Origin of the sequence: Dorea acetigenes (assembly GCF_025567385.1) — a bacterium.
Classification (GTDB): domain Bacteria; phylum Bacillota; class Clostridia; order Lachnospirales; family Lachnospiraceae; genus Claveliimonas; species Claveliimonas acetigenes.
The window spans coordinates 12,468-24,421 of sequence record NZ_JAOQJU010000008.1; the positions used below are offsets into that span (position 1 = coordinate 12,468).

At 43.9% G+C, this 11,954-nt stretch carries 15 protein-coding genes; 11 read left to right on the top strand and 4 right to left on the bottom strand.

All coding sequences use genetic code 11. The features are described 5' to 3' along the window. Positions 1-59: 59 nt before the first annotated feature. Both OCV99_RS08370 and OCV99_RS08375 read left to right on the top strand, forming a co-directional pair. A complete protein-coding gene (locus OCV99_RS08370; RefSeq protein WP_158369688.1) occupies positions 60-1,565 on the top strand; it encodes a recombinase family protein in 1,506 nt (501 codons plus the stop codon). Then, positions 1,558-3,138: a recombinase family protein gene (locus OCV99_RS08375; protein ID WP_158369690.1), complete on the top strand. Its 1,581-nt coding sequence runs from the start codon at positions 1,558-1,560 to the stop codon at positions 3,136-3,138. The genes OCV99_RS08370 and OCV99_RS08375 overlap by 8 nt, the downstream gene beginning before the upstream one ends. 75 nt (positions 3,139-3,213) lie before the next feature. Here OCV99_RS08375 and OCV99_RS08380 read toward each other — a convergent pair whose 3' ends face one another. From OCV99_RS08380 to OCV99_RS08395, 4 genes are all read right to left on the bottom strand, one after another. Beyond that, complete coding sequence (locus OCV99_RS08380) at positions 3,214-3,852, bottom strand: hypothetical protein (protein WP_158369692.1); 639 nt, start codon at positions 3,850-3,852, stop codon at positions 3,214-3,216. 2 nt (positions 3,853-3,854) lie between these two features. Then, entirely contained in the window at positions 3,855-4,310 is a 456-nt protein-coding gene (locus OCV99_RS08385) for an RNA polymerase sigma factor (protein WP_262575231.1), read from the bottom strand. A gap of 350 nt (positions 4,311-4,660) precedes the next feature. Further along, positions 4,661-4,840: a hypothetical protein gene (locus tag OCV99_RS08390; protein WP_158369694.1), complete on the bottom strand. Its 180-nt coding sequence runs from the start codon at positions 4,838-4,840 to the stop codon at positions 4,661-4,663. Positions 4,841-4,969: 129 nt separating this feature from the next. Then, entirely contained in the window at positions 4,970-5,143 is a 174-nt protein-coding gene (locus OCV99_RS08395) for a hypothetical protein (RefSeq protein WP_178670005.1), read from the bottom strand. A gap of 158 nt (positions 5,144-5,301) precedes the next feature. On the opposite strand from OCV99_RS08395, the gene OCV99_RS08400 reads away from it, so the two are divergent. The 9 genes from OCV99_RS08400 to OCV99_RS08440 all read left to right on the top strand — a co-directional run bounded on the left by OCV99_RS08400 (position 5,302) and on the right by OCV99_RS08440 (position 11,846). Then, positions 5,302-6,117, top strand: a complete 816-nt coding sequence (locus tag OCV99_RS08400) for a hypothetical protein (RefSeq protein WP_158369867.1) — start codon at positions 5,302-5,304, stop codon at positions 6,115-6,117. Between the two features lie 248 nt (positions 6,118-6,365). After that, positions 6,366-6,842 carry an Hsp20/alpha crystallin family protein gene (locus OCV99_RS08405; protein WP_158369696.1) on the top strand — a complete coding sequence of 159 codons (477 nt, stop codon included), beginning with the start codon at positions 6,366-6,368 and terminating at the stop codon, positions 6,840-6,842. A 148-nt stretch (positions 6,843-6,990) separates the two neighbouring features. Then, complete coding sequence (locus tag OCV99_RS08410) at positions 6,991-7,416, top strand: DUF1810 domain-containing protein (RefSeq protein ID WP_158369698.1); 426 nt, start codon at positions 6,991-6,993, stop codon at positions 7,414-7,416. A gap of 23 nt (positions 7,417-7,439) precedes the next feature. Beyond that, positions 7,440-8,369 carry a hypothetical protein gene (locus tag OCV99_RS08415; protein WP_158369700.1) on the top strand — a complete coding sequence of 310 codons (930 nt, stop codon included), beginning with the start codon at positions 7,440-7,442 and terminating at the stop codon, positions 8,367-8,369. A gap of 307 nt (positions 8,370-8,676) precedes the next feature. After that, positions 8,677-8,817 (top strand): flavodoxin, encoded by a 141-nt coding sequence (locus OCV99_RS08420; RefSeq protein WP_158369702.1) that lies wholly within the window; start codon positions 8,677-8,679, stop codon positions 8,815-8,817. Between the two features lie 219 nt (positions 8,818-9,036). After that, positions 9,037-9,399 carry an ArsR/SmtB family transcription factor gene (locus OCV99_RS08425; protein ID WP_158369704.1) on the top strand — a complete coding sequence of 121 codons (363 nt, stop codon included), beginning with the start codon at positions 9,037-9,039 and terminating at the stop codon, positions 9,397-9,399. A gap of 27 nt (positions 9,400-9,426) precedes the next feature. Continuing rightward, positions 9,427-10,197, top strand: a complete 771-nt coding sequence (locus OCV99_RS08430; RefSeq protein ID WP_158369706.1) for a sulfite exporter TauE/SafE family protein — start codon at positions 9,427-9,429, stop codon at positions 10,195-10,197. A gap of 28 nt (positions 10,198-10,225) precedes the next feature. Further along, positions 10,226-11,044, top strand: coding sequence for an N-acyl homoserine lactonase family protein (locus tag OCV99_RS08435; protein WP_158369708.1), 819 nt, complete (start codon positions 10,226-10,228; stop codon positions 11,042-11,044). Between the two features lie 16 nt (positions 11,045-11,060). After that, on the top strand, positions 11,061-11,846 hold the full coding sequence (locus OCV99_RS08440) for an EFR1 family ferrodoxin (RefSeq protein WP_158369710.1): 786 nt from the start codon (positions 11,061-11,063) through the stop codon (positions 11,844-11,846). The last annotated feature ends 108 nt before the right edge of the window (positions 11,847-11,954 follow it).

Here is an 11,954-nt window from a genome sequence, read left to right on the forward strand (position 1 = left end):
TTTAGAGTGATGAATATGGTACGCCAAAGATGGCGGAAATTGATACAAGGAGGGATAACATGGGCAGAAAAGTGACACGGGTGGCTTTTAACGTACCGGAGATTCCAAAAAAGAAAAACGTGGCGGCTTACTGCCGTGTGTCATCCGGAAAGGACGCCATGCTCCATTCGCTGGCGGCGCAGGTCAGTTATTACAGTGAGCTGATCCAGAGCCATGGGGAATGGGAATATGCCGGGGTCTATGCGGATGAGGCAAAAACCGGAACCAAGGACACCAGGGAAAATTTTGTGCGGCTGCTTTCCGACTGCCGTGCGGGGAAGATTGACTTGATACTGACCAAGTCGATTTCCCGGTTTGCCAGAAATACGGTAACGCTGCTGGAGACGGTGCGGGAGCTGAAGCTGATGGGCGTAGATGTTTACTTTGAAGAGCAGAACATCCATTCCATGAGCACAGACGGGGAGTTCATGCTGACCATCCTGGCATCCTATGCACAGGAGGAGAGCCGGTCGGCAAGCGAGAACCAGAAATGGCGCATCAAGAAGAATTTTGAGGAAGGGAAGCCATGGAGCAGTACGCTTCTTGGTTACCGCAACGTGGACGGGCGCTTTGAGATCGTGCCGGAAGAAGCACAAACCGTGCGGATGATTTTTGACTGGTATCTGGAGGGGCTTGGGGCAACCGCTATCCGGGACCGGCTGAATGCCATGGGAATCAAGACGAGGCTGGGGAATCAGTGGAACAGGAGCCCGATCTTAAAGCTGCTCCGTAATTACACCTATACCGGAAACCTTCTCCAGCAGAGGACCTACCGTGAGAACCACATCACGAAAAAGTGCATCATCAACCAGGGTGAAAAACCGATGTACCTTGCGGAAGGCACCCATGAGGCGATCATTGACATGGATACCTTCAACCAGGTGCAGGAAGAGATCAAACGCAGAGCGGAGAGATATAAAAGCCCGGAAGGAAAAAAGTGTGAGACATATCCCTTCACTGGCATGGTCCGGTGCGGCTGCTGCGGGAAAAATTATGTGAGGTCAGGTACACAAAGTTACCGGACATGGACCTGCAGGACCCGGAGAAAAGAGGGGCTGAAACATTGTGACGCAGAGATCATCCCGGAGGAAGAACTGATACGGCTTACCGCAGAGATACTCAGTGGGGAAGTTACTGAGGATGCCGTCAGGGATAAAATAACGGTTATCCGGGCAGAGAAAGACCGCACCCTGGTATTCTGTTTCAAGAATGGCAAGGAAACCGTTAAACAGTGGCGGGAGCATGAAACCGTGCATGTCTGCACAGAGGAGCAGAAGAGGCAGATCAGCCGGAAAAATTCTGGCAGGAAACGGACAGAGGAACAGCGCAGGCAGCAAAGTGAGCGGATGAAGGAATACTGGAAAGACCGCGAGTTCCCGGAGGAGCAGCGCAGACGGCAGAGTGAGCAGATGAAAGCATATTGGAATGACCGGGAAGCATCAGAGGGGCACAGGCAGACGGTGAGCCGCCTGATGAAAGAAATGCGGGCAAAGGAAACAGGAAAGGGGGCGCAGAACGATGGCTAATGTGACAGTGATCCCGGCAACCAGGAATTTCCACACCGGAATAAGGAAAGATGCCGTGGTCCAGAAAAAGACCGCCGGATATGCCCGTGTCAGCACGGACAGTGAGGAGCAGCAGACCAGCTACGAGGCGCAGGTGGATTATTACACTAACTACATTAAAAATAACCCGGAATGGGAGTTTGTCGGCGTGTATACCGATGAGGGTATCAGCGCAACCGGCACCAAGCACCGGGACGGCTTTAACCAGATGATACAGGATGCGCTGGACGGAAAGATCGATTTGATCGTCACCAAGTCGGTATCCCGGTTTGCAAGGAACACGGTGGACAGCCTTACCACGGTGCGGAAACTAAAGGAAAAGGGCGTGGAGGTGTACTTCCAGAAAGAAAACATTTACACTCTGGACTCCAAAGGGGAACTGCTGATCACCATCATGTCCTCCCTGGCGCAGGAAGAATCCCGGTCCATTTCAGAGAATGTGACCTGGGGCCAGAGAAAGCGGTTTGCAGACGGCAAAGTCAGCATCGCCTACAGCTCTTTCCTCGGCTACCAGAAAGGGGAGGACGGGCAGATGGAGATCGTGCCGGAGGAGGCAGAAATTGTAAGGCTTATTTACCGGATGTTCATGCAGGGAAAGACGCCTTACGCCATTGCAAAGTACCTGATGGAAAAGAAGGTCCCCACACCGACCGGGAAACAGCGGTGGCAGCACCGGACGATTGAGAACATACTGACCAATGAAAAGTACAAGGGCGATGCCAGGCTCCAGAAGTGCTATACGGTGGACTTCCTTTCCAAGAAGCGGAAAGTGAATGAGGGCGAGGTTCCGCAGTATTATGTGGAAGGCAGCCATGACGCCATCATCGCACCTGCAGAGTGGCAGATGGTACAGCTGGAGATGGAACGCAGGAGGAACATGGGGCGGAGCCATAACTGCTGCGGAACGTTTTCTGCAAAGCTGAAATGCGGAGACTGCGGGGAATTCTTCGGTTCCAAGGTCTGGCACTCTAACAGCAAGTATAAACGCACCATCTGGCAGTGCAACGCCAAGTTTAAGGGAGAGAGCAAGTGTACTACGCCGCATCTGTACGAACAGCGGATACAGGAGTTATTTCTGGAGGCGCTGGGGCGGCTACTGGAAAACCGGGAGACGGTCATGGATGACTGCCGTGCAGTGATGGATGTACTTGGGGATTGCAGCACCATTGAGAAGGAACTGGAATCCGTCAGTAGCGAGATGGAGGTAGTCACCGGGCTGATCCAGAAGCTGATTGTGGAAAACGCAACCCGGAAACTGGATCAGAACGATTACCGCAGGAAGTATGAGGGATATGTCAATAAGTACGCAGCTTTAGAGAGCCGGATGGACAGCCTGAAAAAAGACCGGGAGAGCCGGGAAATCAAGTTTGGCATTTTCAGCGGGTTCCTGTTTGAACTGAGTGAGCTGGAGGAGCTGCCATTGGAGTTTGATGTGAAGCTGTTCCACAGCCTGGTGGATTATGCAACAGTGTACCATGACGGGAGGGTGGTGTTTGCCTTTCGGAATGGCGCGGAGGTTGAGACAAGAATATAGGAAAAGAGGGATGCCCCGGAATTCAGTGTGGAGATACTGGTTCCGGGGCTTATTTTTGTTAATGTATAGCACAGTTTATTCTGTTTTCAGTTCTGGATAACTTACCAAGCTAAGAATTTCTCCCTTTCCTACCCCATCTATTTCACGGAGTGAAACGGTCATCTGAAACTGCAAGCTGTCACGTTCATTATATACACAATAAGTAATGGTTGCTGTTTGATCTGAAACTGAAAACAAATCCTGCGGATCTAATATATTTCCTTCTGCATCGTAAATCCTCATATCCTTATTTTTCCAATAATCAGGAATCCAGTATATATAATCTTCGTCTGAAAAAATCTGTTCTAAGCCATCGTCTGAGTCATTACAGATGGTTTCACAATAATAACCGTCGTTTGCCGATATATAGAGAGAATATCCTTCACCTAAAGGCGTTTGTATTTTTTCAAGCGTAAATGTTTTATCCGGTATTAAGTCAATCTCGCTGGCTCCGGATAGATCCTGGGCATATACTTTAATCGGATACTCATCCATTATCCCGTAATGCCCATTCGCAAAAAATCCTGTTATTCCAATGATAAGCAATAAAAAAACAGCACTGCAATAACGCAATTTTAATGCCTTCTTCCTTTGCTTGGCAATTTGGTGTGCATTTTCAATAATCTGGACTTTTTTCTTTTCACTTAGCATGATTTCAGTTTTCAATTCATTCATTGTCATTCTCCTATTTTTAATTTTAATTGCTCACGAGCCCGCTGTAGCCGTTTTTTTACCGCAGCATCAGATATTTTTAATATGTTTGAAATTTCCTTTACCGAATAACCTTCTATGGAATGTAAAATGATAACGGATTTATATTTTGTGGGTAATAAGGAAATCTCCCTCAAAATTTCCTGTTCACCTAAAGTGGTTTCAGATATATCCGTTTCACTAATAGGGGAAGAAGGATGACGTTTCCAGTATCGGATTTGGTTTTTGCATATATTGATGCAGACGCGCATTAACCACGCTTTTGCATGCTCTTCATCTTTCAACTTTGGTTTTTTTAATAAATATCTCACATAGGTTTCCTGAACGGCATCTTCAGCGTCATGGGTATTTGATAGCATGAATAGCGCCATTCGATAAAGAAGATCCATATGCTCAGTAAATAATGTTTCTGCTCTCATCATCTTTACCTCTTTATATAGAACACACCATAGAGCTTAATGCGGTGACATTATTATTTTATAAAATTTCAAATAGCTGAACTATAAATTGAAATGCCGTCTTGTTTATTATTATCGATAAAGGAATATGTGTCCATATGAAAATGTGGAAAGGGGCTGGAGAAGGTGGCAGTTGATTAGCCAGATACTCAGAAAAATGGGAAATGAATAAATACAACATAAAGACCGTTGGTGGGTACGGATATAGTTTTGAAACGTGAAAAAACCGGCAGTTGCAACTATGAAGTAACTGCCAGTTTTTTTTCAATAAAAATAACCAGGTATATCAAACTGACCTGGTTATCTTAATTTTGTTATTGTATCTGGTCTGTCTTGATCTCCCCGCGTTCTTTTTCTATCTGCTCCAGATGCTGGATCAGTACATATTCAATGTAATTCGTCATAGAGCGGTGTTCATCTGTAGCAAGAATCCCGATTTTGTCAAACACTTCGTCCGACAGACGCAGAGTAAATACACGCTTGTTGGTTGCCATTTCCCTTGCCCTCCGTTCCGGGTATGAATTTATGGTATACCAATATGCGGTAAATTTATACGTTCACTAGACAGCTAAGTGATAGCACTTTACATCAAAAAGTGAAAAAGTAGACACAGATGGCAGTCTTTATTCTTCCATTTTAATTTCTCCATGCTCTTTTTCCACATCTTCTAAATGTTTGATCAGTATGTATTCAATATAGTTGGTTAAGGAGCGGTGTTCGCTGGTAGCCAGAATGCCGATTTTATCGAATACTTCATCTGACAAACGTAAAGTAAATACTCTTTTATTGGTTGCCATATTCCCTGTCCTCCAATTTTAGTATAGGTAAATGGTAATCGAAATTGGATGTGAAATATACAGTCACTTGACAGGTAAGTGATAGCACTTTATATTGTAAGAGTAGTGAAAACAAAAGAAAGAGTGATAAGAGTGAAGAAAGTGATAAGGTGTGGAGTATGAAAAGGTTGTGCCAATGGATAAAGGCAAAATGGAGGAAATTCTGGAGGGATGATGAGTATGATCCTTATGTGAAGCATTTGAGCCAGTCGGATAAAAGGGAACTGTGGTATGGAGCTTTTATGGTCTGCATGTCCGTGGTCGCCCTTTGCAGTTTTTCGATTGCGTTCAGTAACATCCGGGTGAGCCGCCAGAACAGCGAAGATATGGAAGAACTTATGGAAATGGTAGCCACATATATGGGTTCTGCCACGAAGGATGAATATGAGGAGATTGCAAAGACCATACGGCATGACCTGGTGTTTTCTGAATATGGGCAGGAAATAGAGAACTATATCCGTTATATTCCCAATACGGCAGACATCTGCCGGACATGCGGAGAAGGGTTCCCGTCACAGGTGTACCTTGTGTGTACCAATACGGGAGAACTGTATGACCTAGATTTATTTGAAAAAGGGGCGAATCCGGACGCTGGCGAATATGGTTACATGAGCATGAGCTTTGGATATGATGAGGTAAGCCAGACAAGTCTGCATATCACAAAAACTCCGGAGAATAAGGAAGGAACTGTGACAGTGCAGAGGGGACGAGGGATTGTCAGCGTCCAGAGAATGAAATCGTTATTTTGTGATGACTGTATCCGGGAGATGTTAGAAACAGTTGAAAACCAGCTGGTAGAAGAATTCGTGATCTTTGACGCAGAAGGACAGAAGTTTTACGCTGTGGATGACGGAAGTGTGCAGATCGGGGATTATGAACTGCAGGTGGAGTATGACGAGGGAGATTATGAAATAGAAGTGCGGTATGCGAAATAGGTGGGAAAAAGCATGGATATAAAAGCAGATAGTTTTTGGGTTAATTACATACGTGTGAATAACAGTTCACAGAAAATTCACAAAAATTATTAGCACTCACTCTTGACGAGTGCTAATAAAAGTGTTATAACACAGATAGAACAAAGGAGAAGGAAAGAAAGGAACCAGAAAAGGGTTCCGGTTTCTTCCCAATCATCCCCAGTTCCAATTAACAAGATGTTTTTAATTAGGAAAAGGAGCGATGACTTATGATGACACCTAGTATTTTTGGAGAGAACTTATTTGACGATTTCTTTGATGACTTTTTTGATTTCCCGTCCTTTGACGATAAGGCGATGCGTAAAGCGGAGCGGAAACTGTATGGACGCCATGCGGCGAATATGATGAAGACCGATGTGCAGGAACATGACGACCACTATGAGGTGGACATTGATCTGCCAGGCTTTAAGAAAGACGAACTTTCCCTGGAGCTGAAAGATGGCTATCTGGTAATCAGCGCGGCGAAGGGGCTTGACAAGGACGAGAAGGAAAAGAAAACAGGCAGATTTGTCCGCCGGGAGCGTTATGCAGGCAGCATGAGCCGGTCTTTCTATGTCGGGGAGGATGTAAAGCAGGAAGATATTCATGCGAAATATGAAAGCGGGGTATTGAAACTGAGCATTCCGAAGGCAGAAACAAGGAAGCCGGAGGTTGAAGAAAAGAAATATATTGCCATCGAGGGATAACGGCACCTCTTAATATAAATTAAAACCAGGCAGCCCGGAGTTCGGCGCGGTGTGTGTGAAACCGTCCGGCTCCGGGCTTTTTTTGTTTGTGGTAGGAAAAAAGCCTGACCTGTGGTAGAATAATGGCAAACAGAGGAGGCAACAGAGAATGGATAACAATTTAGAGCGATTTTTAATCGCACAGCAGACTTATTATCAAACTGCCTTGCAGGAGATAAAATCCGGGAAGAAGCGCAGCCATTGGATGTGGTTTATTTTTCCGCAGATAGCGGGGCTTGGCTACAGTGAGACTGCCCGGTATTATGCTATTAAGAATATGGAAGAAGCGAAAGCATATATGGAAGATTACACGCTTGGAACGAATCTGATTGAAATATCTCAGGCACTTCTGGAGATAAAATCCAATGATGCGGACGAAGTGATGGGCCGGCCGGATAACTTGAAACTGAAATCTTCCATGACCTTATTTGCTCTGGCAAAACCGGAATGTGAAGTATTCCAGAAGGTATTGGACAAGTTCTTCCATGGGGAACGGGATCAGAGAACTGTGGAGATTTTACAGTTAGTGCATTAATATTGAGAGGATGCGTGAGATTAATGGCGGAAGAAACGAGAGTTTTATCATCGATAGAAATTAGAAATTTAATGTTAGATACTTTGGCATATGAAGCAGATGATATTGATTCTGAAGGAAAAACATTCAAGAAATATGGATATCAGGGAACACAATCAGATTTATATCGTCTAATGGAAGGGTTGGCAATAAAAAGGGGGCTGATAGAATCAGATATTCCTTTGCATGGAGCTGCGTGGGGCGGAAGTGGTCTTATGCTGCATGCGCATAGTACGACAAATTTCAGCTATAGCGACATACAAAATATTTATGAGCAGTTTCATTTATTGCTTAATCAGGGGATTATAGCGCCTGGAGCCATAGGGAATTATGGTCCTAATTTACCAAGTTTTCATGTTACGCAATATGGACTTAAATGTTTAGAAGAACATGAAATACTGCCATATGATGTAGACGGATATTTTGAAAAGATTAAGAATATACCCAGTATCTCAGAATGGGTAAAGTTTTATATTAAAGAGGCGTTACAGTGTTACAATGCTAATTGCATGGAAGCGGCAGTAATAATGTTGGGGCTTTCCAGCGAAAAAATAATAGATGAACAAATAGATGCACTGTTAGGATATTTGTCCAGAAATTTCACAAATGAGTATGCACAAATGCAAACAGAGATATCTAGTATTAGAATGGCATCTGCAAAATTCAGTTGTTATAAAAAGTATTTTGACCTAATAAAAAATAACGTGCAGGATCAGCAATTTAAAGATATGTTGCCATCAGTTGATAGGGTGGCTTTCCAAGTATATGCGAATTTTACTAGAATAACGAGGAATGGACTGGCACACCCGTCTGATACAAAGATGGAAAGAATTGAAGTCCTTATGATTTTCATTTCGTTCATAAAATTTTGTCAGACCCAATATGGATTTATAGATTTCTTTGTCAGCCATTAAAGAAATTTTATGAATGTGGAAATCCTGTCAAATCAATAATTTAACGATAGGGTGCATTTTCAACTCCAAGGGTGCAAATTTAACGATTCCTACTCTCAAAACGATAGTATCGTTAAACTTTTGCCTTCTTACTCACGAAAAAGGTACAATCCCTACTCGAAAAACGATAATAGCACCTACGAGGGTGCATCCCATCATACAGAAAACGCCCTAACCATGGGCGTTTTCGCATATTCAAAAAACGATAGCTCCGATTTTGAAATTGTATCAATTTGATTACGCAATATGGTAGGATGAAGCTCCGGCTATGATAGCAACCTTCCTTGCAGAGAATGATTTCTCAGGCAAGACCATCATTCCTTTCTGCACCAGTTCCAGCGATGACATTGGAAACAGTCTCCAGAATGATATCGAGCCGTGGCTTCAGAGCCTTGGACTTGTGGAATAAAAGAGAAAGCCTATGTTCAAAAAGACACTTAGCGTTGTACTGCTAAGGATGCATTTGGTTATGGCGGAAACGTAAAGGAATCTGCCGATAAAATGATTGCGCTTTCTCCTTTAATTCCTTAATCAATAATTTGATTGTCTCGATTTTCTTTACCAATAATATTTTTTGAACAAAATATAGTACAATGGTTTGAGTAAATGAACAAAGGAGGTCGCAATCATGTCAGAACACAGAGAGGATATCAATCGACTGGCAGAGGAATTTGAAGGTTGCCAGAAGATACTGTTGGCCCTTGGGGATGAGAATCGTCAGCATCTTATGCTGGAAATGATGCGAATGGAGCATTGCGGCGGCGTCCGGGTAGGCACAATCACGGAGAAAACCCATCTTTCCCGCCCTGCTGTATCCCATCATCTACAGATACTTAAGGAGGCCGGTATTTTGAAAATGCGGCGTGAGGGAACTAAAAATTATTATTATTTTGATGCCGATACTGAGGCAATGAACCGTCTTTTGGAGATGATTGGACATGCGAAGCGCATTATGGAAGAATTGCCGGACAGAAGTGGAAAAGATTTATAAAAATGGAAAGGTGATGGAGAATACCTTATGCTGGAAAAAGTATTGGTTTGTTTAGTGGCCGGAGCAGGAGCAGGTTTCGGAACCGGTCTTGCAGGTCTCTCCGCAGCTGCGGTAATTTCGCCGATGCTGATTACGTTTCTTCACGTAAACGCTTATGAAGCTGTTGGTATTGCGTTGGCATCGGACGTGCTTGCTTCGGCAGCATCGGCGTATACCTATAAGAAAAACAAAAATATTGATGTTAAAAATGGGATGATTATGCTTATTTCCGTTTTGATTTTTACCCTTGTCGGAAGCTATGCCGCCTCTTTTCTCCCACAGACTACAATGGGTGGGTTTTCCATGTTTATGACACTGTTCGCGGGCGTGAAATTCATTTTCCGGCCAGTCATGGAGGCAAAGGAAAGCAACAAGAACCGGAGTAAAAAGAAAGCAGCGATACAGTCGGTTGCTTGTGGAATAGCGGTCGGACTGATTTGCGGATTTGTAGGTGCGGGTGGAGGCATGATGATGCTTCTGGTTCTGGTTAGTGTATTGGGTTATGAACTGAAAACCGCTGTGGGAACTAGTGTATTTATTATGACCTTTACTGCTTTGACCGGAGCCATGTCTCATTTTGCAATCGGGGATGGAGTGACGGATTATTCGATTCTTGTCCTATGTATTATTTTTACGTTAATTGGTGCAATGCTCACAGCAAAATTTGCAAATAAAGCTTCGGCAAAGGTTATGAATCGTACCCTTGGTTTTGGCCTTGCTGCCATGAGTATCATTATGATTATTATTAATTATGTATAATACTTGAGTAGAAGTGGAGAGTGATGGAATGAACCGGATAGAAATTTATGCAATGCGCTGCGGAACAGTGGGAACAGACGAAACAGTACCAGATAAAAGGAAATCCAGAAATCCTTTTGCCTATTCGGGGATACTGCGGGGAAAAAAGCATCAAGTATGGCTTCCGGTATATGTATATCTGATTGTGCATCCAAAGGGGAAAATTTTGATAGATACAGGGTGGCATACACAGGTACGGCAGGATCAGAAGAAGCATCTTTCATGGAAATTGAACATTGCCAGCAAAGCACTTCTACCGGTCGGAGAAGCGGTTACTGAACAATTAAAAGCGTTGGGGTTATCTTCTGAAGAACTGGACTATGTGCTGCTGACTCATCTGGATGTGGATCATGTCAGTGGTCTGGAGCTTGTAAAAGACGCAAAGTGTATTTGTGCCAGTGATGCAGAACTGTGTGCGGTTGAGAAAGGAGACATCCGATATAATAGGAAGTTGTGGGAAAACATAGCCATTCAGCCGATTCATATGGAAAATACAGGATTAGGACCGCATGGGAGAAGCGTTGATGTCTTTCAGGATGGAACGGTGCAGTTCGTTGATGTGTCCGGGCATTCAGCAGGAACAACGGGTGTGCTTATCCAAAACCAGGGGAAATTTGTCCTGATTACTGCAGATGCCTGTTACAACCGCCAGTCCTGGGAACAGATGTGTTTGCCCGGCATTATGGTAAACAAAGATAAGGCGAAAGCATCATTAAAATGGGTTCATGACATGTCACAGAAAAAGGAGTGTATGGAGATTTTGGCAACCCATGATCCGGAAATAAGGCCGCATAAGATTATATTGTGAGAAAGAAGGAGAGACTATGATTTATTGTTTTACAGGAACCGGAAATTCACTCTGGGCAGCAAAAGAACTTGGAAGAATTCTGAAGACACCAGTTGAAGGGCTTATAAAGTACAGGAACATGCCATTAGAATGCCCGGATGATATGGTAGGTTTTATTTTTCCTACCTATATGGGAGATATTCCATGGATTGTAAAAGAGATTCTCGTGAAAGTGAAAGTCAGGGCGGACAGCTATGTGTTCCTTGTAATGACTTCCAATAATGGACAGAGCGGCAAAGCTTTTCAAAGCGTAGATGAGGCCCTGCAGACAAACGGTGGTCATTTATGTGCTGGTTTTAATTTGCAGATGCCTGGAAACTGTCTAATCAGTTCTGAAGAAGAAAATCAAAAGAGGCTGGCTCAGGCTCCATCTGTCATAAAGAAAATTAGTGAGATGGTATGCAGGAAGAGCATACTTTATGAACCATCAGGCAAAAAGGCTGAAGCGGGTTTTGTTGAGAAAAGTTATTTCTACGGAACCCATTCCTTGAAACGTCTGACGCTTATGAAAAATTTTAGGATTACCAAAGACTGTATAGGCTGTGGAATCTGTGCTTCGGTATGCCCGACAGATAATATCGTCATAAATGGTGGAAAAGCAGTGCATAAGGAGCAATGTGCGGCATGTTATGCCTGCCTCCACTGGTGTCCGAAACATGCAGTAAAATTGAGAGTCCCCACATTAAGTAAACGGCCGCAGTACCATCATCCGAAAATTTCCTTACAAGATGTGAAGAAATTGAAGGAGGGAGACATTTCATGATTTTGTATTTCAGTGCGTCTGTTGGTAACTACCTGTGGTTACACAGGCGGCGGTTAGAATGAAAAGTAGGCAGAGTAGATGAATCCACGAGTTCATGCAGATCATCCA

What these genes read in the sequence shown, in the direction of transcription:
- OCV99_RS08430 (WP_158369706.1), top strand. Translation starts at nt 9,427, where the DNA reads ATGCTGGAAAAAGTATTGGTTTGTTTAGTGGCCGGAGCAGGAGCAGGT.
- OCV99_RS08435 (WP_158369708.1), top strand. Translation starts at nt 10,226, where the DNA reads ATGAACCGGATAGAAATTTATGCAATGCGCTGCGGAACAGTGGGAACA.
- OCV99_RS08400 (WP_158369867.1), top strand. Translation starts at nt 5,302, where the DNA reads ATGAAAAGGTTGTGCCAATGGATAAAGGCAAAATGGAGGAAATTCTGG.
- OCV99_RS08390 (WP_158369694.1), bottom strand. Translation starts at nt 4,840, where the DNA reads ATGGCAACCAACAAGCGTGTATTTACTCTGCGTCTGTCGGACGAAGTG.
- OCV99_RS08425 (WP_158369704.1), top strand. Translation starts at nt 9,037, where the DNA reads ATGTCAGAACACAGAGAGGATATCAATCGACTGGCAGAGGAATTTGAA.
- OCV99_RS08410 (WP_158369698.1), top strand. Translation starts at nt 6,991, where the DNA reads ATGGATAACAATTTAGAGCGATTTTTAATCGCACAGCAGACTTATTAT.
- OCV99_RS08380 (WP_158369692.1), bottom strand. Translation starts at nt 3,852, where the DNA reads ATGAATGAATTGAAAACTGAAATCATGCTAAGTGAAAAGAAAAAAGTC.
- OCV99_RS08375 (WP_158369690.1), top strand. Translation starts at nt 1,558, where the DNA reads ATGGCTAATGTGACAGTGATCCCGGCAACCAGGAATTTCCACACCGGA.
- OCV99_RS08415 (WP_158369700.1), top strand. Translation starts at nt 7,440, where the DNA reads ATGGCGGAAGAAACGAGAGTTTTATCATCGATAGAAATTAGAAATTTA.
- OCV99_RS08420 (WP_158369702.1), top strand. Translation starts at nt 8,677, where the DNA reads ATGATAGCAACCTTCCTTGCAGAGAATGATTTCTCAGGCAAGACCATC.
- OCV99_RS08440 (WP_158369710.1), top strand. Translation starts at nt 11,061, where the DNA reads ATGATTTATTGTTTTACAGGAACCGGAAATTCACTCTGGGCAGCAAAA.
- OCV99_RS08405 (WP_158369696.1), top strand. Translation starts at nt 6,366, where the DNA reads ATGATGACACCTAGTATTTTTGGAGAGAACTTATTTGACGATTTCTTT.
- OCV99_RS08385 (WP_262575231.1), bottom strand. Translation starts at nt 4,310, where the DNA reads ATGATGAGAGCAGAAACATTATTTACTGAGCATATGGATCTTCTTTAT.
- OCV99_RS08370 (WP_158369688.1), top strand. Translation starts at nt 60, where the DNA reads ATGGGCAGAAAAGTGACACGGGTGGCTTTTAACGTACCGGAGATTCCA.
- OCV99_RS08395 (WP_178670005.1), bottom strand. Translation starts at nt 5,143, where the DNA reads ATGGCAACCAATAAAAGAGTATTTACTTTACGTTTGTCAGATGAAGTA.